The sequence below is a fragment of the Schauerella aestuarii genome (assembly GCF_009866805.1).
In the GTDB taxonomy this organism is placed as follows: Bacteria; Pseudomonadota; Gammaproteobacteria; order Burkholderiales; family Burkholderiaceae_B; genus Schauerella; species Schauerella aestuarii.
Genome location: NZ_SIZW01000043.1, coordinates 477,882 through 502,986, shown reverse-complemented (window position 1 = coordinate 502,986; position 25,105 = coordinate 477,882). Strand labels below are relative to the sequence as shown.

Below are 25,105 nucleotides of genomic sequence, written 5' to 3'. Positions count from 1 at the left end.
GTTATGCAGCGTGGGGGTCTCCCAGCGATTCGGCCAGAAAATCCACCAATGCGGCCACGCGGCGCGGTGGCGACCCGCCTGGATATACCGCATACATATCGGTCGCCCCCACCACGAAATCCTCGAGCGCCACCTCGAGCTCCCCTGCAGTAAGTTCGTGCTGGATATCCCACCGATTCTTGATGATGACGCCGATGCCATCCACTGCCCATTCGCGCAACACCCCGCCATCGCTGGCTTGCCGGTCGCCCGATACCTTCACGCTGAACTGCCGCTCGGCATCGCGAAACGGCCACGCAGCCAAAGGCGCGCCGGGCCGCGCAAGGATCAGGCAATTGTGATCGGCGAGATGATCGGGATGGGTGGGCTTGCCATGGCGCGCCCAGTACTGCGGCGAGGCGCAAACCAGGCGCTTGCCGCCGATCAACAGCCGCGCCCGCATGCCCGAATCGCGCAGCGGGCCATTGCGCAGCGCCAGATCGATACGCTCCTCAATCAGGTCCACGGTGCTGTCGCTGAGGACCAGACTGACGTGAATGCCGGGATGCCGTGCCTGAAAGGCATCAAGCAGCGGCCTCAGTTGCCGGCGCCCAAAATCGTTGGTGGTGCTGATCCGTATCGAGCCCGACAGCGGACCGTCTTCGCGCAACTCCCCCATCGCCGTGTCCCAATCCGAGACGATGCGGCGCGCATCGTTCAAGAGCGACTCGCCTTCGCGCGTAAACACCAATCGCCGCGTGGATCGCGTCATCAATCGCGCGCCGGCCTCTTCCTCAAGCTGCGTGACCGCGAGCGCCACCGTCGACGTGGCCATCGCACGCTGCCTGGCGACACCCGAAAAACTGCCTGTGTCGGCGACCTCGATCAGCAAACGCAGCGCATCGATTCGATCCATTTTGTAGGGTCCTCAGACGTGTGGGGGGAGATGCGGCGAACTCGAAGGATACCTGGATCATCATTCGAGAAACTCGAACAGTCATTTCGAGCGTAACCGCTTCACCCCTTCATCTGAAAGGTACAGAATGGGCCCAACACAGCGAGGTACTCATCGTGATCATTGACTTCACCCACCGCAACGTTTTCATTTCGGGATCCACCAGCGGCATCGGATTCGCAACGGCTCAGGCCTTTCTGGCCTCCGGCGCCAATGTGGTCATCAACGGCCGCAGCGAGGCGAGCGTCGACGCTGCGCTGACGAAACTCGGCGGCGCCGGTCCCAGGTTGACCGGGTTTGCCGGCGATCTCAGCACCCCAGCCGCCTGCGACAAACTCATCGCCGCCCACCCCGACTTCGATATCGTCATCAACAATCTTGGGATCTTTGGCCTGCAGGACTTCTTCGACACCGCTGACGACGACTGGGAGAATTTTTTCCAGACGAACGTCATGTCGGGCGTGCGGCTGGCGCGCGCCTATGCGCCGGCCATGGCTAAGCGCGGCTGGGGCCGCATCGTCTTCATCTCTTCGGAGTCGGCGATCAACATCCCTTCGGACATGATCCATTACGGCTTCACGAAAACAGCGCAGCTTTCCGTTTCCCGCGGCCTGGCCAAGCGCCTGGCCGGAACCGGCGTGACGGTCAACGCAGTGCTGCCCGGTCCCACGTTGTCCGACGGCGTGGCCGCCATGTTGCAAGGCGATGTCGACCGCACCGGCGACAGTCTTGAAAAAGTCGCTGCCGACTTCATCGCCGCGCACCGCAGTTCGTCGATCATCAAACGCGCGGCAACTGTGGATGAAGTGGCCAACATGGTGCTGTACGTCAGTTCCGAGCAAGCGTCGGCCACCACGGGCGCTGCACTGCGCGTGGATGGCGGCGTGATCGAAAGTATCTAACCTGCTTTTCCACGCTTCGCCCTTATTTCCTTCAATCGCTTGTGCGACCGTGACCGATGCCTGAGGCGCGGTCGCGCGCCTCAACACACGGATACGCCATGACTCACCCCATCATTGCCGCCATCGAAGCGCGAAATACGATCAATCTTTTCGACCCTTCGCAAAGCATCAGCGACGAACAGATCAGCGAACTGGTCCGCCTGGCCACGCGCGCGCCCACAGCGTTCAATTTGCAGAACTGGCGCTTCATCGCCGCCCGCACGACTGAGGCCAAACAGCGGCTGCGCAAGGTGGCCTGGGATCAGGCAAAGGTGGAAGAAGCCGCCGTCACCTTCATCGTGTGCGGCCAGATGACCGATGAACGCGTGCTGGCCGATCGCCTGGCACCTGCCGTAGACGCGGGGATCATGCCGGCGAGCATGGTGCCCAGTTGGGAAGCCGGCGCAAAGATGCTCTATGCCGGGCAGGTCTGGCGACAGCGCGATGAGGCTGTGCGCACGGCCACGTTCGGCGCCACCACGCTTATCTATGCGGCCCACGCATTGGGATTGGGTGCCGCGCCGATGATCGGTTTCGACCACGAAGCGGTTGCGCACGAGTTCGATCTGCTGCCCAACGAAATTCCGGTCATGCTTCTGGCGGTGGGTCACGCCAAGCCGGAGAACTGGCCACAGAAGCCGCGGCGCCCCCTGGCGCAGGTGCTCGACATCATCTGAGCATTGAGCAACACCCCCTGAGAAAGCACCATCGCAGCACCGGCGCGCGCGCTCGCCGCACCGGTGCGACATCACCGAAAGCATCCCGCCTGAGCCATCGGCTTCGCGGCGATCGGCACTGCCCACGCCACCAATCCCCTGCGTCCCCCACATCCGAATTGCATCGGTAAGCGCGATCGATACCAGGGTATGACGCCACGTCGATCGACCCCGCGCCAGGAACACTCCCCCCTTTTTCTTCCGCGGTATCAACGGCTTGGGCCAACGAAGTCAACTCATACCCCCGATGATTTCATCTTTATTAATGCATTCACACGGATACGTTTGCTTTCACTCGATAACGCTCACCCCACTTACATTTATTTCGTTTTGTGTAAGTGGTGTAATTATCTGAAAGATTAGATCGCTTTATTACGACTGCAGTCGCTCATCTCAACATAAACGGAAATACTCGGAAACGATCCTTGCGTGATCGCCCCGCTACGATTCGTCCGTTCGCTGCCCTGCACCATTTTTAGGGTATCGATATGTAATCCTTTTAGAGCATTGCGCTCGCCAAAACAACGCGCTCGTCACGCCTTTTTGCGTCGATCCGCGTCGTTTTGGGCATCGATTTCTAGTGTGTTCCACACGACGAAAACAATGAGGCTCCAGTGGTAAAACGAATCGCAGTGTGTGGCCTTGGGTATGTCGGCCTGCCAGTAGCCGTCGCATTCTCAAGACGCTTTGATGTCATCGGCTTCGATGTAGACGAACGGCGAATCGCACGATTGAAAGCGGGGGACGACTGGACGGGCGAAATCGAACACGACGTCCTGGCTGCATCCCCGATGACGTTCACCGACCAGGTGGCAGACCTGGAAGGCTGCGACTTTTTCGTCGTCGCCGTTCCCACGCCCGTGGACGAAAGAAACAACCCCGACTTCTCCCTTCTCGTCAGGGCGTGCCAATCGATCGGTCCGGTAATGCGCGCCGGCTGCATCGTCGTCTTCGAATCTACTGTGCACCCCGGTGCCACCGAGGAAATCTGCGGACCCGAACTCGAACGCGTATCGGGCCTGCGCTGCGGTATCGACTTCAAGCTGGGCTATAGCCCCGAACGAATCAATCCGGGCGATCGCGAACATCCGCTCGAGAAAATCGTCAAGATCGTCTCCGGCCAGGATGAGGAATCGCTGGACATCATTGCCGGCGTCTACGAAAAAATCATCGACGCCGGCGTGCACCGTGCCTCCTCCATCAAAGTGGCCGAGGCGGCGAAAGTGCTCGAAAACACCCAACGCGACATCAACATCGCGCTCATGAACGAGATGTCGAAGATCTGCGATCTGGTCGGCATCCGCACCTCGGAAGTCCTGACCGCTGCCGGTACCAAATGGAACTTCCTCAAGTTCACACCGGGTCTCGTGGGCGGCCACTGCATCGGGGTCGATCCGTATTACCTGACGTCCAAAGCCCAGGAGCTGGGCTATCACCCCGAAGTCATCCTGTCGGGCCGCCGCATCAACGACGGCATGGCCAATCACGTGGCTTCACGTGTGGTGCAAACGCTGGCGCGCAACGGTCGCCTCAACGCGTCGACCCGGGTAGGCATTCTGGGCATGACGTTCAAGGAGAACGTCCCCGACATTCGCAATTCGAAGGTGGTCGATCTCTACAACGCCCTCGGCAGCTACGGCATCACTCCGATGGCGTGCGACCCGATGGTCGATTCGGCTCAGATGGAGCACGAGTACGGCATCACCCTCGTGGCACGCGACGGTTTTCGCGATCTGGACGTCCTGATTCTCGCGGTGCCGCACCGCGAAACGATGGACACCATTTGGGAAGACATTCCCCAACTCGTCAAGCATGGCGGCATGGTGTGCGACTTGAAGTCGGTGCTCGACAGCAAGCGCCTTCAGTCCGACCTCGTGTACTGGACGCTCTAAGTTCAATCTCGTTATCCATCACTGCAAGAGAGGCCCTGAATGGCTGCTTTTACCATCGCTCCGATTGGAACCTGCCGCATCCACACGCCACTGCGCGATGCCGTGGGACGCTACCCGATCAAGCTGCAACTCGGCCGTAATTACGGTTTCGTGCACACCAGTGGAGAGGCGCTGCAGCAGGCCCGATTCATGTTTGGTCAAAGCGATATTCCCGCCGACGTCCAGCGCTTGATCTTCCGGCCTTCGAATGGCGAACAGGCTCGCCGCGGCACGCACAAGCCGGCCGACCTGTACATGGTCGAACTTTCCTCGCGCAAGCTGTTGACCGTCGACGGGCATCCCATTCAGTCCAACTACCTGGTGCGCTATTTCAGCGAGTTCTTCGCCGATCGTGCGCGCACCCGGATGTTCTGGTCGCTTGCCAGCACCGACCGGCTCGTTGAGCGGCGCGCGTTGCTTGAACAGGATCCCGTGTTCAAAAGCCTCGACTCGGACGACCGAGAATTGCTGGCACGCATCCTGAAGCGCGATCCGGCCGATGACGAGATTCAACAGGATATGCGTGAGCTCGTCGACTTGCTCGGCCGCGACAAGGTGGTGTTCGTCACGCACGTCAACGCCTTGACGCCGGAGAACGCACCGATCGAACAGCGCGAGCAACTCATTTCCGCCATCATTGCCAGTGCACAGCACATCGGCGTGCCTTGCTACGATCCGACGCCGTTGATGAACAAGATCGGACAAGCCGACGCCATGGAAGACGGCGGCCTCGATCTGACCCATTACACCCCGCTCTTCGCGGAGCGTCTTTTCGGTGACTGGTTCAAGAACTTCATGCGTCCCAGGATGGGCACGACCACGCTGCAGCCGGTCGCGCCGAAGCTTGGCGCCGACGAGAGCGCCGAATACCTCGAAAAGGTTTGGGAATCGGGTGATTTGCGCCGCGCCTCCGAGGGCGTGCGCGACGTGCTGCGCCGCCATCCCGGACTGCTCGATCACGTGCTGCTGTTTGCGAAGATGCAGGAAGAACTGGGCGACTACGAAGGATCGCTTGCATTGCTGGACAGCGCCGATGGCGCCATCGCCTCGGGCAGCAAGGCCGAGCAGATCTTGATGCGCAATCAATTCAAGCTCGGACGCCATGACGTGGCGTACCCACTCGCGGTGGGCCTGCTGGGCGACGAAATCGAAACCCCGGAAATCGTGCGGATCGCGGCGGTCTCCGCAGGGCAATTGGGACACATGGACGAAGCCCTGGGTCACTGGAAGCAGCTGTTCCGCATCACCGACGCGCATGAGGCAGGTGCGGTGGAAGCGGCCGACACGGTGCTCACGCTGCTGCAGACCGCCGGCGACATCGAGGCCGCCCTGCGTTGGGTTCACGAAGTACGTGCGACGGTACCCTCATATGGCCGGGGCTTCGCAGTACTGTGGCGTGACCGGCTCCTGGCCGGCGATCGCACGGGACTGCGTGCCCTGGCGTCCGAGTCTCCCGCGCTCGAGGATGTCGACGTCCTGGAGCTCGTCAAGGAAGCCACGTGGCGCGGCTTCATCATGGCCGCGGCGGCGTTGGCGGTGTCGTGCCGCCTGGCACATAGCGATCGGGAAGAGATCGGCGCCTGGCTGCAGGCGCAATCATCGGCCTGGGCCGACGAAGGCACGCGCGCCTTGCAAGAGGGGCGTCTGCGCGACGCTGCCGACAGGATCTGCGCGCATCGCCTGCTCAATCCCGATGCCCTGACCGGGCTGCGCGCGCAGCGCGCATTCGAACGTGCCATGCGCCTGGGTGTGCGGGCTGCGCTCCTGGCGGGCAACCACAAGGAAGTGATCGACCTCACCGACATCGCACTCGATACCAACGTGCAATTTCCCGAGCTCGACGCCATGCGCGGCCGAGCGGCCGACGCCCTCGGCGACAAGCAAACGGCGTTGTGGCATCTCGAGCAGGCAGCGGCCGACGACGCTGCGCCACTGAGCACGCAACTGTACTTTGCACGTGTCGCCTTCAACGGGGGCTGGTTCGGTCAAGCCATCGATGCGTACAAGGCCGTACTCGCCCACGCATCGGCCGACGAAGGCGCGAAAGAAGAAGCGCAGCGGCAGCTTGGCCGTCTCGGGCCCCGCGCCATCCGAAGCGCACGCGAAATGCTCTCTGCCGGCGATCATCGGGGGGCCTGGGATCTGCTTGAACGCGTGGCCCAATCGTGGCCGCAGATGACCGAAGTCGAGCACGAGAAACGCCGCATCCTCGCGGTCTTGTATGCGGAAGTGCGCGCACTCGATCCATCCAGCACCACCGAACGTCTGGCACTCGGCGAGCGGATCCTGCAGCTCGTGCCCAACGATCTCATCGGCCTGCGTCTCGCCGCCGTGGGCGCCATGCGTCTGCACCGCTTCGAGCAGGCATTGCCGTACTGGCGCACGCTCAAGGCCCATTCCGACAATCCGGCACAGTTCGACCACTACATCCAGCGTTGCCTGGTATGGATCGAAAAAGCCAACCGCAGGAAGGCAGCATGACGCCCCCGCTGGTTACCGAGCGGGAGGACGTCAAGTCCGACCTGCTCGGGATTCACGCGCAACTGGAAGAGATCGTTGCGGCGTCGGGGCGGGTGCAGGTGGCCCAGGAAAACCTGGCACGCGCAGAAGCGCTGGCCGGCGCTCACCTGGCGGACGCCAAGGTCCGCTTTCTTCTCCTTCGGTTGAAGGAAGCAGCGGGGTTGAATGAGGGCATGTCCGAGCAGTGGTCCGCATTGCTGGAAGCATGCCCGGACGACCTCCAGATCGTGCGCTACCGCGCGACCCGACTGGTAAAGGAACGGCATCTGGACGCTGCCTTATCCCTGGTCGACCGCCATCTGCCCGAATCGACGGACGTTCCCGCCAACCTGTTCGCCCGCGCGAAACTGTTGAGCGACATCCGTGCACATGAGCAATCGGATGCGTTGTTTCGCCGGCTGATCTCGCAGCATGTCGATCGCAACATACGCGTCGAGTTTGCCAAACGCTTGCGCAAACGCGGCCTGCTGGCGGACGCATTCGCCACGATCGCACCCGTGGCGAAACAGCTTGTGCCGGGTAGCAAGGCGGCAGAACTCGCCACGGGGCTGGCGAGCGACTATGTGTTCTACCAAGGTTTCGAGTCCGACGCCGACCTGGCGGGCAAAGATATCAAGATCGTGTCGATGAAGCACGCGATCCTGCACTTCCGAAATCGGCAGATCGCCGAGCACTCCCCCGACAAACCGGTCTCGGTCGCCCTCGTGACCGGGAGCCTGGGGCCGGGCGGTGCAGAGCGCCAGCTCACCCGGCTTGCCGGTGAATTGAGCAGAATGTCCGAGTTTCCTGCGCACCCGCCCGCTGGGATGCTCATGCGGCCGGAAAAGGTCGAAGTGCTGGTCAAGCAGCATACCGAGCCCACCGGCTCCAGCAAGAAACAGGGGCTGGACTTCTTTCTTCCAATCCTCGTCAAGGCGCAGATTCCAGTCACGGAAATCAATCGCCTGCCGGCGATCTCCGCGGCTCATCAATCCGTTCCGGAAGGCAGCCTCGGCCGCTTGCTGGAGCAATTGCCGCCCCCCGTCCATTACGGCGTCACCCGTCTTGCCCCCCTTTTGCGGGCAAATCCCTTCGACGTGGTGAGCTTGTGGCAGGACGGCACATGCCTCTTCGGTGCGCTGGCAGCCCTGCTGGTCGGCGTGCCCACCATCCACCTTGTGTTTCGGGGCCTGCCGCCGAACATTCGCAAGGATCGCTTTCGCGAAGAGTATCCCGAGCTGTATCAAGCGCTGGCCCAGGTACCTGGGGTGTACTTCGTCAGCAATAGCCGCACGGCGGCCGAGGCCTATGCGCAATGGCTCGACATTCCGATCGTGCGCTTTCACGTCCTCTACAACGGCGTACCGGACTTGACGACCGACAGTTCGGTGGCCGATGAAAACAAATGGCACGCCTTCCAGGAAAACACGACCGAAGCCACGGAGACGATCGGTGGCGTCTTCCGCCTGGAGCCGGACAAGCGGCCTCAACTCTGGATCAAGTTGGCCGCGCAGTATTTGAAGCGACGACCGCACGCGCGCTTTGTCATCGTCGGTGACGGACGTCTGCACGAAATCATCGTGGCACTGGCTTCCGAGCTGCGCGTGACGGACAGGCTGTTGCTCGTGGGACTATCGAATCATGTGGGCTACTGGTATTCGAAAATGGACGCCAGCGTTCTGCTCTCACGGTACGAAGGCTTGCCCAATGTGCTGATCGAGGCCCAGCTTTTGGGCGTTCCGGTCGTCTCGACACCCGCTGGCGGTGCAGGGGAATGTTTTGTGGAAAACGAGACGGGGCACCTGCTCAGCGATGTCGAGCACCCGGACCTGACCGAGGCCTGCGACAAGATCGAGTCGATGGTGGATCTCGCGCGCAGCAATGACGAATTGAAGTCGCAAAGCCGCCATCGAGCGCAAACCTTGTTTTCGCTCGAGTCGATGCTGTTCAAGTTTCTGTCTTTGTGCGTGCCGGTCATGCCCGTGTCGGGAAATGACGAATGCATCGATTTTCAACCCCTGCGCCGCAAGACGGCCTGACTACCGCTTCAGCCCTCGCTCAGGCCCAAAAGGTATACGATTTTATGCAAACGAACGTTCCGGCTTCCGGCCGGCCGCGCGCCGCCGCGCCGGTCATTGTGCTGTTGGCAGCCCTTGCACTGACGGGCTGCCAACTGCCGCGCTCCGGTCCGATGTTGAGCGAGATGACCGGTGCCCACGATGACAAGGATGTCGTGGTGATGCCCGTCTCGCGCGAACTCGTGCGTGCGAGCCAGGTGCCTGCCGTTGCCGATTTTCCCGTGCGCTATCGCGATCTCACGCAGGCGGGATTCGATCGCCTGGTTTCAGGCGACGGCATCAATGTGAAAGTGTGGGAGCGCGGCGGGCTGGGCGTGTTCGCAGCAGATCCCTCTGGCGTGAGCGATCTGGGCAATCAGGAGATCGACCGGGCGGGAAATGTGCATTTCCCCATCCTCGGCAAGTTCCGCGCCGCGGATTTGACGCTGGGGCAACTGCACGATGCCATCATTGCCCGCCTGGCCCGGCTCGTCGTGGGTGCGGATGTGAGCGTCACGCGCGCGGCCGATGCGCGCGGGCAGATGGTCACCGTTCAGGGCAATCTCACCAAGCCCGGCATGTATCCGATCACCCAGACCGCTCAACGCTTGAGCAGTGCGCTGGCACTGGCGGCACCGGTGCAGACCAATCCCGAGCAGCTCGTCATCAGCCTTCGCCGCGATAATCAGGTGGCTTCGGTCAGGCTGTCGGACCTCTATCGCAATCAGAACAACGACATCCTCTTGCGGCCGGGCGATGTCATCACCGCCTACGACTCGCGAGAGTATCTGACCGTACTGGGCGCGGCCGGCAATCAAGGGCGCGTGGCCATCAGCAAGCGCAACTACTCCGTTCTGGACGCCCTGGCCGATTCGAAGGGACTCGACGACGCAACGGCAGACCCGCGCTCCGTATTCCTGTTCACGCCTGCAACAGCCGGCGCGGCCGGCAAGCCCGACCTGCTGCCGGTGGTGTATCAATTCGACCTCACGCGTCCGGAGCAGATTGCGCTCGCCCGCGAGTTCAGTGTGCATGAAGGCCAGGCGATCTATATCTCCGATGCGCCGTTTACCCAAGTGCAGAAGGTGCTGTCCGCCTTCCGCGTCACGATGAGTGCAGGCTTCAGCGCGACACGGTCGATCGACAGCGACTCGGGTTCGACGACTACCGGCATCCCTTGATCGCGTGTCGATAAGCAACGAAGACCGGATCAAGGGCTGGCGGGCCCGCCGCAAGGACAGCACTTACGCGGTAGGCGCCGGCGTCAAGGATTGGCGCCTGGATCCGGCCGCGCTGTTTGAAGCCACGGCCTCCCCGGCCGTCCTGCTCAAGCCCTTGCTCGCGCGGCTCGAAGGTGAGCCACACGATTCCGTGGCCGCCCGGCGCACCGTCTATGAGGCCGTGCAGACGGAGCTGAATGCAGAGATCGCGCGCAGTGCAGTCGATGAGGCGCTTGCCGACTTCTCCCGACGGCGTTTGCGTGTCATCGTCCGTCTGCTCGAGCAGGATGTCCGCGCCGGCGTCGACGTGTTCGCACCGGGCTACTTGCCGGCCAAGCTGGTCGCGGAGGACGAGCGCCTTGCCGTGGCGCACGCTCGGCGCGCCGAACGGCGCAAACAGGACGCCGCGCGCGATGCCCGCCGTCATGCCTCACGCAACGACATCGCGCTGCAAATCGACCTCCCTCAGGGCGAGGCCGGCGATCTTGCGATGCTGCGCCAACGCTTGCAAGGGTTGCACGACGCCCATCACGCGCGCGATACCGGCCGCAGTCTGCCCACCGGGCGCACCTTGCTGGCCCTATTCGTCTATCAATTGCGCGTGATACAGGGCGAAAGCCGAATTGCCCTGGTGTGGGCGCTGGTCGGCCCCGTGGTGTTGCTCACGCTGATTTCGTCGCTCTACATCCTGCTGGGCACCCATTACATCCTCGGCATGGACGTGCAGACGTTCTCGCTCCTGGGGGCCACGACCTGGATCATGTTCCGCCAGATCATCTTCAGAAGCAGCACGGCCTATATCTCGGCGCGTGGCATGTTGAATTTCATCGGCGTGACACCCCTGATGTGTGCGCTGGTGCAGGCGCTCATCTACGTCTCGGTGTATCTCGTCGTGTTCGCGATATTGATCAGCGCGGGCCATGCGCTGGGGTACATCACACTGGCCCAAAGCTGGACGGGGTTCGTGCTCTACGTCGTGCTGATGGCATTCGGTGGCGCGGCAATGGGCGTGCTGTTCGGATCGATTGCGACCTTCTGGCACTTCTTCCTCAGGCTCGCGCCGATCATCGAACGGTTTCTACAGATCTTCGCCGGGGTGTTCTTCGTCTCGGAACAGTTACCCGAGCAATTGCGCCCGTGGATACTCTGGTCGCCGTTCGCGCACGGCATGCAACTCCTGCGCTCGGCGTATTTCAGTGCCTACACGTCGCAGGATGCGAGTCTGGCTTATTTCCTGACGACGCTGGTGTTCCTGATGGTCGTCGCACTGGCCGCCGAACGTCTCGCCCGCCCCAACGTGCAACCCATGTGAGGCCCAAGCGAATGATTCACCTCAACAGCGTCACCGATAAACCCTATGCGTTCGGAAGCCGGCAACCGTTGCTCGTCGATGCCGATCTCGACATCGGCGTCGGCCGCTACGCCTTGCTGTCGCATTCGCCAGAGCGGCATCGTCAGTTGGTCGACGTGCTGTGCGGCCTGCGTCCCACAAGCCAGGGATTCGTCACGCACGATGGCAACGTGTCGTGGGCGATAGGCCGGCAAGGCTTCATACGCGGCAAAGCCAGCGGTCTGAGCATGATCGCGTTCGTGAGCGAGATGTATGAGATCGACGCGAACGCCACCTACGAGTTGGTCGCCGACCTCGTCAGCGATCCCGAAGGCCTGGCCAAACCCATGGAACATTGGCCGCTTTACGCGCGGCAGGAGTTTTCGTTCGCATTGGCCCTGGCCCCGGCCTTCGATGTGTACGTCATCGAAGGGGCCATCCCATTCGAGCCCTGCCGGTTTACCCGTCTCTGGTTGGCGCTGTTCGAAGAGCGGCTGATTGGCCGGACCTTGATTCTTTCCAGTTATCGCCAGAACCAGATGGCCGACTATTGCCTAAAAGGCTTGATTTATGAACGACACGCCCTCCGCATCGACGACGACCTCGACCAGTGCCTCAGCAGGTTCCCTCCAAGACGATCGAGGAGCGAATCCGGTACAGGCGACGACGGACTCGGAGGCGGCTTCGACGAAGGACAGCTCGGCCTCTGATGCGGGTTCCGAGATCGAACGCCGGCGTCGCGAACGGCAGCGCGCGCAGCAAGCACGACGTCGCCATCGATGGATCAACGCCATCATCGTCGTGGTGCCGGTGGTGCTCGCGCTGGTTTATGTGCTCTGCATCGCGACGCCGCGCTACGAAGCGGAGTCGCGCTTCTTCGTGCAATCGGGATCCAGCCAGCAAGGCGGCGGCGGTGCAGCGAGTCTGCTCACCACGGGCAACATGGGCGGCATGCTTGGCGGTTTCGTCGACGGATGGGCGGTTGCGGATTTCCTGAAGTCGCGCGACGCCATGCAGCAACTCGATCGTCAAGTCGATCTGCGCCAGTACCTGGTTCGCCCGGGCATCGACCCGCTCAATCATCTTGCCGACGATGCAAGCGAAGACGATCTCTATCGCGCCTACCAAGCGTCGGTGCATGTGTCCTTCAATGCACTGGAGCAGATCGACGTGTTGCGCGTGAGCGCATTCTCTCCGGCGGACGCGGCAACCCTTTCGCGGGCGCTCATCGGACTGGCGGAAACCTTCGTCAGCACGATGAACAAAAAAGGGGTGGCCGATACGTTGAAGGTCAGCGAAGCGTCGGTCCGGCTCGCGGAAAAAAAGGCCCTCGAGGCCAGGGAGGCGCTATCGGAATGGCGCACCGCCCATGGCAACATCGACCCGACGGCGACGGTGGCCCTGCTGCTGAATCTCTCCAGCCAGCTCGAGAGCGAACTCAGCAGCGCACAGATCAACCTCGACAAGCTCCGTGCGCTCGGCAACAAGGATCATTTCATGTTGAAGCCCGCTGAACTGCAGGTCGCGGCTTTGCAGAAGCGGATTGCCGCATTACGCCGGCGCTTGAGCGGCGAAGGCAACACGGAAGCCAAGCAGCTCAAGTCGTATGAAGCGCTGCGGAACACGCAAGCGTTTGCGGATTCGAATCTGACCCTGGCACAGCAGACGTATCAGCAGGCCGTGACGGATACGCTCCGATTGCAGCGGTACTTGTCCATCATCGCGCAGCCCGTGCCGACCGACCGGCCGAGCAGTCCACGCCTGGCCATCCTGCTGTTGCAAGCGCTGGCGCTGGGCTTTGTGCTGATGTTCATCGCCCGCGTTGCGATGTCTTTATTGAGAGGGTTGCGTCATGGTTGACACCGCATCTGCACACCGTCAAGCCGAAGCCGATGCGGCCGCCCGGTTGCGTACCGTCATCGAGGCCATCCATGCTGCGGCCGATCCCGTGCGCGAAGTCGGCATGCTCGCGCCGGCACTGGCACACGTGCGCGAGGGCTGGCGCGACGTTCGACGATGGCTGATCTCGCCGCTGGTGCGCGAGGCCCGGCTCGCGCCTGCAATCGCGGCGCTCGACGTCCTTGTAGCGGCCTATCCTTTGCGCGTCGATGATCGCCGCCTGCTGGCGAGCCTTCTGGGCCGCACGGAACAGTGGGCGCGCGCCATTGCCGAAGCCGACGCCGCCGCGGCGATCGAGCCCGATACTGCAGCGCTGCAGGCTGTCCGCATTCAATTGCGCGTGCAGGCTGGGCAACTGACCGAGGCGGCCCAGGTCGCCCGCGCCACCGTGGCGCTGGCGCAGCGCGACCCTTCCCAGGCGTACTTCTGGATGCTGGCCTTCGTGCGCAATGGCGATGCCACCGAGGCGGCAGATGTTGCGGCGGCCCTGGATTCGCACCACCTCCCACATGAACGTGCGGCGGCAATGGCCGTGCGGGCCTTGATCGACGACGGCCGAGCGGAGGCGGCCATCCGGCTGGGCACGGCGGCATTGAGCGCAGGCCACGACTGCGCCGCCTTGCGCTCAGCGCTCGGCCTCTCGCACCTTCGTCGCGGCACCGACGACGACCGCAAGGTGCATGCGCTCGCGCATTTCGAAGCGGGCTTGACGGCTTCGCCCGAAGACGTGAGGCTGCTGTCGCTTTATGGCGAAACCTTACTGCGGGCCGGGCAATACAAGAAAGCCGTCGCGCCGCTCAAGCACGCCCTCGACCTCGCGCCAGAATTGGAACAAACGCGTGGGCTCTATGCGCGCGCGTTGCGCTACACGCTTCAGTACGACGATGCCGCCGATCAACTGGTGAGAATGGTCGAAAAATCGCCTGAGAAACTGCTTTGGCAGCGTTCGGCGATTGGGGCCTTATCCCAGGCCGGCCGCGAGCAGGAGGCCGAGGCACTGTTTGAAAAATACGTGGCGAAACGACGCATGCAGTTGCCGCCCACCTTCCAGGAGGCGATGCGCCGGCTGGACGAGCGGCTCGATACTGCGCCGATACCGCAGGCACGGCTGGACTGGGCCTGGTCGCTGCGCGGCGATACCCATGTGGATCGCGCGCAGTGGGAGCGCCGGGCACGCTGGGGCCATCTGGTGGATCATCTTCTGTTCGACTGGCTGGAATGCCGCGAAGAAAGTGTCGAAGAGGCCATGCCGCTGCTTGGCGAGCTCGACACCGGCGAGCGGTTCTTCGCGCCGCTGCTGGCAGCCGGCCGCGGCGTGGTGGTTGCCACGGCGCACGTCGGCCCCATGTATGCCGGGCTCATGGCGCTCGAACTGCTCGGCATTCCCTCGCGCTGGCTTGCAACGGCACCCAAGATCGCCCAGAGCAGCTACGCTGCCGCGTTGATTTCCACGGCGGACCAAACCGAAGCGCAAGTCGCCAAGGCCTGCATGCGCGCGCTGGGATCCGGCTACGTGCTGTGTCTGGCCATCGACGGCGCGGCAAACCCGGCAGCGCCGCGCACGATCTTCGAAGGGCAGGACGTCACGTACTCCAGCTTCGCCTCGCTTTTGGCGCATCGCCTGGGCGTGCCGTCGGTCTTCTACGTACCGCGCTGGGAAAACGGGCAGGTGGCGTATACGCTGAAGATGCTGCCTGCAGCCCATCCCGGCGAGGATGCCGATGCTTATTCGCGGCGATGGCAGGCGGCCTACTTCCAGCACCTCAAGGCGCATCTCGCCGGCCCTCCGGAAGACCTGCGCCTGAGCGGTGGCATCTGGCGGCACGTGAAGTCCGCAGACCGATCCGAGCAACGATAGGGAGTAAATGCCGATGACGTCAGCCATGATGATGCGGGGAGTCGTGCTTGCCATGGTCTTGTGGCACGGTGGCGCGAGCGCTGCCCATGGATCGTGCGACCGACCGAACGAAGATTGTCCATCCGTCTCTTCGCTGCTTGAGCAACGCGAAGGTTACGGCGCGCGGGCCGCAGGCGGGTCAGGCGGCACATTCGTCGAGGTCACGTCCAACGAGGACGCCGGGCCGGGCACGCTGCGCGCCGCGCTTGCCCAGGCCAGGCAAGGCCCCACCTGGATCCGCTTTGCGTCCGACATGACGATCGTCTTGAAGTCGCAACTTCGCGTGCCGTCGAACATCACCATCGACGGACGCGGCAGGCGCGTCACCCTGCTGGATGACGGCCTGGGTGTGTATGGCAGCAAAAACGTCATCCTCACGCATCTCACGATCGATGGGCGCTTGAGCAGGCTCACGCAGGCGGTGAACGTGGCCAACGGCAGCCGCGACGTGTGGGTCAATCACCTCGATCTTTCGCGCATGTCCGATCGGCTGCTCAATGTGAAGAACGGCTCCACCGACGTGACGATCTCATGGACGAAATTTCACAACTCGAACAAAGTCATGTTGCTCAACAACATCACCAACGAGAACCTCTTCCACAACTACGACCGCGATGCGATCGCGCGCGTGACGCTGCACCATAACTACTTCTTCAACACCGTGCAGCGCAATCCAAGAGCGCAGTTCGGTACGTTTCATTTATTCAACAATCTATTGGAGAACTGGGATTTCTACGGCATGAGCTTCAGCCTGGAAGCCAAGGCGCTCGTTGAAGGCAACATCTTCAGCAACACCACCGCGCGCCAATGTGTAGAGCCCGCGCGGTCCCCTACGGTTGAAGGTGTCGACGTCAATTACTGCCGCTTCATCCCGATCGCTTCAGAACGAAGTGCGCTGGAGAACGGCGAATCCGATCGCCGTGCCTATGAAAAACTGAAGGCCCAACACGGATACACGCGCGACTACAAAGCGTATCTGCGGTTGAAAGATAACCTGTACCTGGGCGATGCGAAGCCGGTGCTGAAGGATTACCGGCCTGAGTCGGTTTCCACGCCGCCCTATCGCTATCGCTACGAGCCGCCCACGCCGGAACTGGCCGAAAAAATCCGCAAGTTCGCCGGCAACACGAGCACGCAGCAAGCGGACGAATAGCAGGCAGATAACCCGCGGGCAGCCGAGCCGCGAGCGGCTGACCAGCAGCCGGGCGGCTAGCGGCGCCTTTAACATGGCACCGCACCGCAGCGTCGTTCTCACTTGCGCAACAGTACACGCGCCGCACTGTCTTGCAACGCATTCACGAAGGCCTGGACGGCCGGATGCTGCCGTTCGCCCTTGCGATAGGCCAGCAGAATGCGGCGTTGAATCTCCGGCCGCAGACGCACCGCCGTCACCCCAGGCAAGGGTTTGATCAGGCGCAACCCGGATGCGAGCGAAATCGAACAGCCCGACGCCACCATGGCTGCAACCATCCCGAAACCCGAGCAGTGCGCATTGATTCGCGGTTCGAATCCGGCGCGCCGGCACAACCCGGCGATGAATGCCCCGAACGAACTGGACGTCGAATCCAGCGCCCATGCGGCATCGCGCAGATCCACAACCCGCAGCGATGCGCGCGTGGCCAGCGGATGGTCGCTCGGCAGCAACACATGCAGCACATCCTGCCCGACCGGCAGCAAGTCGTAGGCATCATGACGCCCGCCGGGATCGGCGGCCAGATCGTCGATGATAGCCACATCGGTGTGCCACGCACCCAATGCCGTGAGGCCCTCCTGCGGCTCCATTTCCTGCACCACGATCCTCAAGTGGGGATGGGAATCCTGCAACTCCCGCACCGTATCTGCGAGTACGGCCACCGCGATGGAGGGAAACGATGCCACCCGCAACTCCCCGGCGATGTCGCTGCGCAATTGCGCCAGTTCGGCCTTCGCCTCATCGAGCACGCCCATGATGCGCTCGGTGTGACGCACCAACGCTTCTCCTGCGGGCGTCAACGCCACGCCACGTCCGCGGCGTTCGGTCAATCGGGTATCGAGATCGCGCTCGAGTTGCGCGAGCTGCTGCGAGATGGCCGACGGCGTGAGGTGCAACGACTGCGCAGCCGCTGCCATCGTGCCGCAGGTGGCTAGCGCGCGCAGCGTCAAAAGGCGATTCATATCCATTGCGTCAGGGCCCTTGCCTCTTTCTTTAATCGATAGATATTCTAATGAATATGCTTAATTTATATCAGTAGACGTAACGATATCGCCTTCTTACCATGGGGCGATCAATAAATATCCGCGTGGCCATTCAGCGCGGCAAAGGGAGACCCATACCGTGGCAGTCAGCGTCTTCGACCTGTTCAAAATAGGCATCGGGCCATCGAGCTCGCACACCGTGGGTCCCATGCGAGCGGCGGTGCTGTTCACGCGCGCATTGCAGCATGGCAATGAGATCACGAATGTCGCACGGGTGAGCGTGGCGCTTTATGGGTCGCTCGGCGCCACAGGAAAAGGTCACGGTAGCGGCACGGCCGTCATGCTGGGACTCGCCGGACATGAGCCGGATACGGTAGACGTCGACGCCATTCCAAACCGCCTGGACGCGATCCGCGCCACACAGTCGATCTCGCTTGGCGGCAGCCACGCCGTGGCGTTCGACGACGCGCAAGACATCGTCTTCCATCGCACCCGGTCCCTACCGTTTCATGCCAACGGCATGACGTTCACGGCTTTCGACCGAAACAACGCCCTGCTCCGCGAGGCGACCTACTACTCCGTAGGCGGCGGGTTCGTAGTGAGCGACGCCGTGGCGTCCGACGGCAGCAGGCAGAAGATCATCGCGCCGGATACCACCATCCTCCCGTATCCCTTTCATCACGCCGACGATCTGTTGCGCCTCACGGAGGCGCACGGGATCAGCATCGCAGCGCTCATGCGCGGCAACGAACGCCACTGGCGCACCGATAGCGAAATCGATGCCGGCCTGCTCAAGATCTGGCAAGTCATGCAGGACTGCGTACAGCGCGGCTGTCGTACGGAGGGCATCCTGCCTGGCGGCTTCAAAGTGCGCCGTCGCGCCGCACGCCTGGAACAGCGGCTGGGTGTCTTCAGCCCCACGCCCGAGGATCCGCTGCGCGTGCTGGATTGGGTCAACCTCTGGGCGCTTGCCGTCAACGAGGAAAACGCGGCCGGTGGCCGGGTGGTCACCGCGCCGACCAATGGCGCGGCCGGCATTATCCCCGCCGTCCTGCACTACTACACACAGGCGATCCCGGACGCCTGCGATCGAGGCGTGATCGACTTTCTGCTCACGGCCGGTGCCATCGGCATCCTGTACAAGGAAAACGCGTCGATCAGCGGTGCCGAGGTGGGATGCCAAGGTGAGGTCGGCGTGGCGTGTTCCATGGCCGCAGGCGCATTGTGCGCCGTGCTCGGCGGCACGCCAAGCCAAGTGGAAAATGCCGCCGAAATCGGCATGGAGCACCATCTTGGCCTAACCTGCGATCCCGTCGGCGGCCTGGTGCAGATCCCCTGTATCGAGCGCAATGCCATCGCATCGGTGAAAGCCATCAATGCGGCCCGCATGGCGCTCTATGGCGATGGCGCGCACCACGTGAGCCTGGACAAGGTCATCAAGACCATGCGCGAAACCGGCGCCGACATGCTCAACAAGTACAAGGAAACCGCACGTGGCGGACTGGCGGTGAATATCGTGGAGTGCTGAGATGAAAAGGTGCTCAGGCGAAAGTGCATGGACGAAAAAATGGGGCGGATCATCTCCGCCCCACGTTCATCACCAGCTGATGCTCAATGCAGATTACTTGATGACGGCGACATCGCCGGCGCCCAGTTCAGCACCCGTCTGCGGATCGATGTTGGGATCCGACACGGTGCGCGACACCATGGCCTGCAGGTCCTCGACTTCATAGGATTGCAAGGCAACCGTCGCCGTGCCATCGCCACCGTCTACCGCGCGCTGCGCCTGACGATCGGAGATGTACTCGAAGTTCTCATCGCTGTTCCACGAACCGCGCATATCGCCATCGCCTTGGGACATGTTGAAGTACACCGACGTAAATCGCGGGTCGCCCTGCAGTTTGCCCGGCGGAAAATTCGGCTCCATGGCATACAGCGCCTTTTCGAACGACTTCTGGTGGGCGATTTCACGCGTCATCAAGAACGTCAGCGTATCTTTCACGCCGGGGTCTTGCGTTGCATTGATCAATCGTTCATAGATGATTTTGGCGCGTGCCTCGGCCGCGATATTCGACCGCAAGTCAGCGGACGGATCGCCTACGTTATCGATATAGCCTGCGGTCCACAATTGACCGGCCGAATTCGTGAGGGCCGGACCACCGCCGTACAGCAGTTGCGTGGTGTGCGAATCGTTACCCGGGCCGTTGAGCCCCTTGTAGATTTCGGCTTCACTTGCCGTGGCTTCGGCTAGCTGACCCTTGGCACCCTTGTTCAGCATCGCAACCAGGTTGCCGATGATTTCCAGGTGGGACAGCTCTTCGGTCGCAATGTCCATCAACAAGTCTTTACGACCCGGGTCATCGTCAGCCAGCGATTGACCGAAGTAGCGACAGGCGGCAGCCAACTCGCCTTGCGGACCGCCAAATTGCTCGAGAAGCAGATTGGCCAGGCCGGGATTCGATTCGGATACCCGTACGGTGTACTGCAAGCGTTTGTTGTGCGCGAACATGGATAGCTCCAGATGTTTTTGATATCCACGGGGCAGAATGCGCGGCGGACTGTCGATGCGTTGACCATGACGTGCTTCGACGCAGCGTCATGCAGAAAAGATCGTTTGGATCCTGTGCCTGTTCTCTCGCATGGACAGTGCCGAGATGACCGCCATCATCATTAAAGGCGCATAAATCATCGTCTGGCGCAACCGAATTTGCCGAATACCCGTACCGCTTCATAGCAAGCGCAACTCAATCGAAACACCGTGTGTCCACAGCGTTGATGCCGATAACATGAGAGGCAACGCAGGTCAGAAGAATCGGCTGTGCGTTGCGGCGCCGTGCACACCGGCATCGCACAATCGTGCTCAACCATGCAATATCTTCGTGCCGGGTCGTGCGATCGAATGGCTCAGGAAGGTGTTCGATCGGCGAGATCGACTGCGCCGCGCGCCGATAGATCGCTTCGCATCTCATGCGCTTCTTCCGCCGATGTGCAGCTCACGAATAACGTGACGGAGCCATCGATCCGAGGATTGGCATATTGCTCGTCGTAATCGCCCGATTGTTTGCCGTCATGCCGCTTGTTGCCAATCACAAAGTTGCCTTCCGTGGGGCCCGCCTCGTCTTCACGAACGTCGACGCGGATACGGTCGGCATCGATCCTGTTCGAATCGATCAGAGCCTGTCGCGCGACCTGCGCGTCGTCGAAGCTGGAGAATATGAAGGCGATGGTGTGGTCTTGTTGCATGGCGATCCCGAGTGAAAGTAGTGCGCATGGCGCGCATCGCACATGCCTGCGCGCCAACAACCCTCGCGAAGACTCCCCTTATCCCTCAACGATCCCCGCCACGGCCTCGGCGGCCAGCAGCGCTTCCTGTCTGGAATCGCAATTCTTCGTTCGCAAACGCATGCGGCCATCGCGCGCCACCGCCTCCGAACTCACCCAGCTGACCCAGCAAAAGAACTTGTCGTGCTTTGTCTTGAACACATCGATTTTGGGATCCGCGCACATATCCGTTCTCGTATTTTGCTTTTTACGGAGATTACACAGGTCCTCATGCGGCATGAAGGCTAAAACGGACTAGTTTGATTAGTTGAAATACGGGCAGGCGTACGGCGCAGAGTAAACTCCTGTACGTTTTACGGCGCATCAGGTCGATTTACGACGCATCTTCAAAGACGGAAGTGGCAGAGCGACGCCCCACTGCCACGAACAGGAACATTCGGTGCACTTCAACTTCAACACGTTTGACTGGCGTCAGACGTTGCTTGGGCCCAGGGATCAGTGGCCGGCATCGTTGCAGATCGCTTATGACATCGTCATGTCCAGCGGATTTGGCATGTGCATGGCATGGGGTCCCGACAGGACATTGATCTACAACGAGGCATACGCGTCCTTCCTGGGGGATCGCCATCCACGGGCCCTGGGTCTCCCCCTGAATGTGGTCTGGAAGGAGGTGTGGTCCGACATCAGCCCGCTGGTCGATCGGGTCATGACAGGCGAATCCTTGCGTTTTGACGACATGCACCTCGTGATGACGCGCAAGGGCTACGACGAAGACACCTACTGGACCTTCTCTTATAGTCCGCTGCGCCATGAAGGTCGCGTGTGCGGCTTTCTCAACGTCGCAACCGAAACCACGCCGATGGTCATGGCGAAACGGCGCGCCGCGCAATATGCCGAACGCGTACAACTTGCCCTTTCGGCCGGCGCCATTATCGGCACCTGGGTGTGGGATCTGGTCGAAGACCGCTTTACGGTGGATGAAGCCTTTGCCAAAAGCTTTGGGCTGGACCCATCGCTTGGCCGCAGCGGGCTTAGTCTGAATCAAGTGATCGCCACGGTTCATCCCGACGATCGAGACGGTCTCGTCGGCGCGATCGATGAGGTCGTCGCGCGAGGCGGCGCCTACGCACACCAATATCGTGTGCGACGTGCCGACGGTCATTATTATTGGATCGAGGCCAACGGGCAGGTCGAGCTGTCCCCAGAGGGTATCGGCGTTCGCTTTCCCGGCGTGTTGATCGACGTCGAAGGTCGGCGCGCCGTCGAAGCTGAACGCGATCACGCCATCGCGCGCTTGCGATCGCTGAACGCCGAACTTGAACAAAAAGTGATTGCGCAGTCCCTGGCGCGCGGTCGCACATGGCATCTCAGTCCGGACATCCTCGGCGTGATCAACGCGAGCGGCTATATCGAGGCGTCGAACCCCGCATGGTTGACCACACTGGGCTGGCCGGAAGAGAAAATCGCCCAATGCACCTTCTTCAGTCTGGTGCATCCCGAGGATGAGCCGGCGACCCGCCGCGCATGGGCCAACACGTTCGATCGCGGTCAGTCGTCGCTTGCCTTCGAAAACCGGCTACAGCATCGCGACGGCAGCTGGCGCTGGCTCTCTTGGGTTGCCGTGCGCGACGACACCAAGGTTTACTGCTCGGCACGCGACATCACATCGGAGAAAATGCGGCAGGCCGATCTGATCAAACGCACGGCCGAACGCGATCGACTTTGGGAGCGTACCAACGACCTGATGGGCACTGCCGGGCTGGACGGTTTCATCCGCGCGGTGAACCCGGCCTGGACCGCTTTGCTTGGCTGGAACGAGGCAGAGCTTTTCGATCGCCCCTTCATGACGCTCATTGACCCCGAGGATCACGAAGCGACCCACGAGACCCTCCGCCGCCTCGCCGCGGGCGAAGAGATCTCAGGATTCATGAACCGCTTCATTGCCAAGGACGGCACGCGGCGCTCGATCACGTGGACCGCCAATCCCGCCGACAACATGGAAGCGTTCTTTGCGGTCGGTCGCGATGTGACTGACCAATTGGCTGCGGAGGCCTCGCTGCGCCAGGCGCAAAAGATGGAGGCCGTGGGCCAACTGACCGGCGGCATCGCGCACGACTTCAATAACCTGCTGGCCGGAATCACGGGCGCGCTGGAACTGATGGGTGTGCGGATGAAGCAAGGCAGGCTCGAAGACCTCGAGAAATATCGCAACGCCGCACACGAAGCGGCCGCGCGCGCTGCAGTGCTGACGCACCGGCTGCTGGCGTTTTCAAGGCAACAGCCGCTCACGCCAAAGGCGTCAAATCTCAACGACGTGATCGATGGCATGCTTGACCTGATCCGGCGAAGCGTGACCCCCAGCATTGCGGTGGTCTGCCGCCCCGAATCGCACTTGTGGGCGGCCGTCGTCGACGTCTCGCAATTCGAAAACGCCCTGCTCAATCTGTGCATCAATGCACGCGATGCCATGCCTGAAGGCGGCCGCATCGTTATCGAAACAGCCAATCGCAGCGTTGACCCCGACTTTGCACGAGAACTGGAAATTGCCGCGGGCGATTACGTCGTCATGACGGTGAGCGATACGGGATCGGGCATGTCGCCGGATGTGGTCGCAAAGGCATTCGAACCCTTCTTTACCACCAAGCCCATCGGCAAAGGAACGGGGTTGGGACTATCGATGATCTACGGATTTGCAAAACAGTCCGATGGGCAAGTGACCATTTCCTCAACCGCCGGCATGGGCACACACGTCAGCATCTACCTGCCCCGCCATTTCTGAATCGGCGCGGACCGATCGCATTCGCCGCTTGTTATGTCATCGAAGCGTTGACTCCACTTCGCGCGGCAAAATGATTCACAGCGGTGATGACGCGGCGCGGCGGATCGCGGCGCTGAATCCGATTGTGCAGCCATTGGCCTGCCGATTTTCGAAATGCACCTGCAACCCATGCAAATGCGCGATGCGGTGCGCAATCGAAAGTCCCAAGCCGCTGCCGCTTTCCTGCTGTCCGGCGATGCGAAAGAACCGGTCACCCAACCGCCCGATCGCGGACGGGTCAACGCCCGGGCCCTGATCCTCAACGGTGATGGCATCCGCGCTGAAACGCAAGGCGACCACGCCGCTGGCGGGACCATAACGCACGGCATTGTCCAGCAGATTGCGCAGCATCATCCCCAACAGATGTTCGTTGCCGACCAGCGGCAGCGGTGCCACACCGGGCTCCGGCCAGTGCATGTCAACGTCCACATCCTTGCGGCGCGCGAGTGCCAGCGAATCGGACAGTGCCTCCTGTGCGATATGCGGCCAATGCACTTCGTCCCCAAAACCGGATTGGATGGCGCTCTCCAACCGTGCCATTGCCAGAAGCTGTGACACCAGTCTATTGAGACGCTCGATGCCCGCTGACATGCTGACCTGAGCATGGTCGCGCTCGGCCGGGTCAGTCGCCCGCTGCGCGACGTCCCATTGCGACTGCAATGCAGCCAGCGGAGTACGCAGCTCATGCGCGGCGTCCGCCGTCAGCCGGCGTTCGTGCTCGATCGCGCCGGCCACCCGCGCCAGCAACTGATTCATGGCGTGCACGAGCGGCTGAAGCTCTCCTGGCGCCGCCGACGCATCGAGCGGGATGGGATCCTCCGGATCGCGCTGCGCGATCTGGTCCGACAGATCCCGCACCGGACGTAGCGCATGGCGCACCGCCCAGATCAGCAGCGCCAACAGCACCGGAAGACCGAAGAGCCACGGAAACGCCTGCCCGATCAGGTAAGACTCGACCAACTCTTCGCGTTCGCCCAGGCGCTGCCCTACCGCCACTCGCCAGCCGTTGGATGCATTCTCGAGGTAATACAGACGCCATGGCACGCCATCGATCATCGTGGCGCTGAAGCCGTCTGCGCCGGGCGATGCAGGAAGCCGGTCCCCATCGGGATCGATATGCAATCGACCACCGTCCGCCGCCCAGGCCGACACGGCAAGATCGGCCAGCCCCGCCTCGCCCAGATTGCCCAGCGGCACATTTTCCACGGTGTCTGGCGCGCCGAGGCGGCGATCGTCGAGTAACGGCAGCAGCGCGCGCATGTGCTGCGCCAGGCGAACCATGTCGGTGTCGTAAAGTTCGTTGATCTCGTGCTGGGCGCGCCAGTACGTGACGCCCAACGTGAGCAGCCAGGCAAAGGGCGCGGCGAACAGCACCGAAACGATCAAGCGGCGTTGCAATGTCATGG

The 25,105-nt window shown here is 62.0% G+C and carries 19 protein-coding genes; 13 read left to right on the top strand and 6 right to left on the bottom strand.

The features are described 5' to 3' along the window. Position 1: 1 nt before the first annotated feature. The gene (locus tag EYW45_RS21615) at positions 2 to 895 is read right to left on the bottom strand and encodes a LysR family transcriptional regulator (RefSeq protein ID WP_161137515.1); all 894 of its coding nucleotides are present in this window, start codon (positions 893 to 895) and stop codon (positions 2 to 4) included. 155 nt (positions 896 to 1,050) lie between these two features. Here EYW45_RS21615 and EYW45_RS21610 point away from each other — a divergent pair, with 155 nt between their 5' ends. The 11 genes from EYW45_RS21610 (at position 1,051) to EYW45_RS21560 (ending at position 16,577) form a co-directional block, all read left to right on the top strand. Continuing rightward, complete coding sequence (locus EYW45_RS21610; RefSeq protein WP_161137514.1) at positions 1,051 to 1,836, top strand: SDR family NAD(P)-dependent oxidoreductase; 786 nt, start codon at positions 1,051 to 1,053, stop codon at positions 1,834 to 1,836. Positions 1,837 to 1,934: 98 nt separating this feature from the next. After that, entirely contained in the window at positions 1,935 to 2,552 is a 618-nt protein-coding gene (locus tag EYW45_RS21605) for a nitroreductase family protein (protein ID WP_161137513.1), read from the top strand. 671 nt (positions 2,553 to 3,223) lie between these two features. Next, entirely contained in the window at positions 3,224 to 4,483 is a 1,260-nt protein-coding gene (locus EYW45_RS21600) for a nucleotide sugar dehydrogenase (protein WP_161138020.1), read from the top strand. A 39-nt stretch (positions 4,484 to 4,522) separates the two neighbouring features. After that, entirely contained in the window at positions 4,523 to 7,003 is a 2,481-nt protein-coding gene (locus EYW45_RS21595; RefSeq protein ID WP_161137512.1) for a hypothetical protein, read from the top strand. Beyond that, positions 7,000 to 9,060, top strand: coding sequence for a glycosyltransferase (locus EYW45_RS21590; protein WP_161137511.1), 2,061 nt, complete (start codon positions 7,000 to 7,002; stop codon positions 9,058 to 9,060). The genes EYW45_RS21595 and EYW45_RS21590 overlap by 4 nt, the downstream gene beginning before the upstream one ends. A gap of 44 nt (positions 9,061 to 9,104) precedes the next feature. Then, positions 9,105 to 10,259 (top strand): polysaccharide biosynthesis/export family protein, encoded by a 1,155-nt coding sequence (locus EYW45_RS21585; RefSeq protein WP_161137510.1) that lies wholly within the window; start codon positions 9,105 to 9,107, stop codon positions 10,257 to 10,259. A 10-nt stretch (positions 10,260 to 10,269) separates the two neighbouring features. Continuing rightward, on the top strand, positions 10,270 to 11,610 hold the full coding sequence (locus EYW45_RS21580; protein WP_161138019.1) for an ABC transporter permease: 1,341 nt from the start codon (positions 10,270 to 10,272) through the stop codon (positions 11,608 to 11,610). An 11-nt stretch (positions 11,611 to 11,621) separates the two neighbouring features. Then, a complete protein-coding gene (locus tag EYW45_RS21575; RefSeq protein ID WP_161137509.1) occupies positions 11,622 to 12,338 on the top strand; it encodes a P-loop NTPase family protein in 717 nt (238 codons plus the stop codon). 121 nt (positions 12,339 to 12,459) lie between these two features. Beyond that, entirely contained in the window at positions 12,460 to 13,488 is a 1,029-nt protein-coding gene (locus tag EYW45_RS21570) for a sugar ABC transporter (protein WP_161138018.1), read from the top strand. Continuing rightward, positions 13,481 to 15,385 carry a CDC27 family protein gene (locus EYW45_RS21565; protein ID WP_161137508.1) on the top strand — a complete coding sequence of 635 codons (1,905 nt, stop codon included), beginning with the start codon at positions 13,481 to 13,483 and terminating at the stop codon, positions 15,383 to 15,385. Before EYW45_RS21570 ends, EYW45_RS21565 begins: the two co-directional genes overlap by 8 nt. A 13-nt stretch (positions 15,386 to 15,398) precedes the next feature. After that, positions 15,399 to 16,577: a pectate lyase family protein gene (locus tag EYW45_RS21560; protein WP_161138017.1), complete on the top strand. Its 1,179-nt coding sequence runs from the start codon at positions 15,399 to 15,401 to the stop codon at positions 16,575 to 16,577. Between the two features lie 98 nt (positions 16,578 to 16,675). Here EYW45_RS21560 and EYW45_RS21555 read toward each other — a convergent pair whose 3' ends face one another. Next, positions 16,676 to 17,578, bottom strand: coding sequence for a LysR family transcriptional regulator (locus EYW45_RS21555; RefSeq protein WP_235939174.1), 903 nt, complete (start codon positions 17,576 to 17,578; stop codon positions 16,676 to 16,678). Between the two features lie 160 nt (positions 17,579 to 17,738). On the opposite strand from EYW45_RS21555, the gene EYW45_RS21550 reads away from it, so the two are divergent. Beyond that, positions 17,739 to 19,127 carry an L-serine ammonia-lyase gene (locus EYW45_RS21550; protein WP_161137506.1) on the top strand — a complete coding sequence of 463 codons (1,389 nt, stop codon included), beginning with the start codon at positions 17,739 to 17,741 and terminating at the stop codon, positions 19,125 to 19,127. A 93-nt stretch (positions 19,128 to 19,220) separates the two neighbouring features. On the opposite strand, the gene EYW45_RS21545 is transcribed toward EYW45_RS21550, so the two are convergent. From EYW45_RS21545 to EYW45_RS21535, 3 genes are all read right to left on the bottom strand, one after another. After that, positions 19,221 to 20,108, bottom strand: coding sequence for a manganese catalase family protein (locus EYW45_RS21545; protein WP_161137505.1), 888 nt, complete (start codon positions 20,106 to 20,108; stop codon positions 19,221 to 19,223). A gap of 395 nt (positions 20,109 to 20,503) precedes the next feature. Further along, positions 20,504 to 20,842: a hypothetical protein gene (locus EYW45_RS21540; protein ID WP_161137504.1), complete on the bottom strand. Its 339-nt coding sequence runs from the start codon at positions 20,840 to 20,842 to the stop codon at positions 20,504 to 20,506. 78 nt (positions 20,843 to 20,920) lie between these two features. After that, complete coding sequence (locus tag EYW45_RS21535; protein WP_161137503.1) at positions 20,921 to 21,106, bottom strand: hypothetical protein; 186 nt, start codon at positions 21,104 to 21,106, stop codon at positions 20,921 to 20,923. A gap of 310 nt (positions 21,107 to 21,416) precedes the next feature. Between EYW45_RS21535 and EYW45_RS21530 the strand changes: the two genes are divergently transcribed. Then, the gene (locus EYW45_RS21530; RefSeq protein ID WP_161137502.1) at positions 21,417 to 23,660 is read left to right on the top strand and encodes a hybrid sensor histidine kinase/response regulator; all 2,244 of its coding nucleotides are present in this window, start codon (positions 21,417 to 21,419) and stop codon (positions 23,658 to 23,660) included. 75 nt (positions 23,661 to 23,735) lie between these two features. On the opposite strand, the gene EYW45_RS21525 is transcribed toward EYW45_RS21530, so the two are convergent. After that, complete coding sequence (locus tag EYW45_RS21525; RefSeq protein ID WP_161137501.1) at positions 23,736 to 25,103, bottom strand: ATP-binding protein; 1,368 nt, start codon at positions 25,101 to 25,103, stop codon at positions 23,736 to 23,738. Between the last annotated feature and the right edge of the window lie 2 nt (positions 25,104 to 25,105).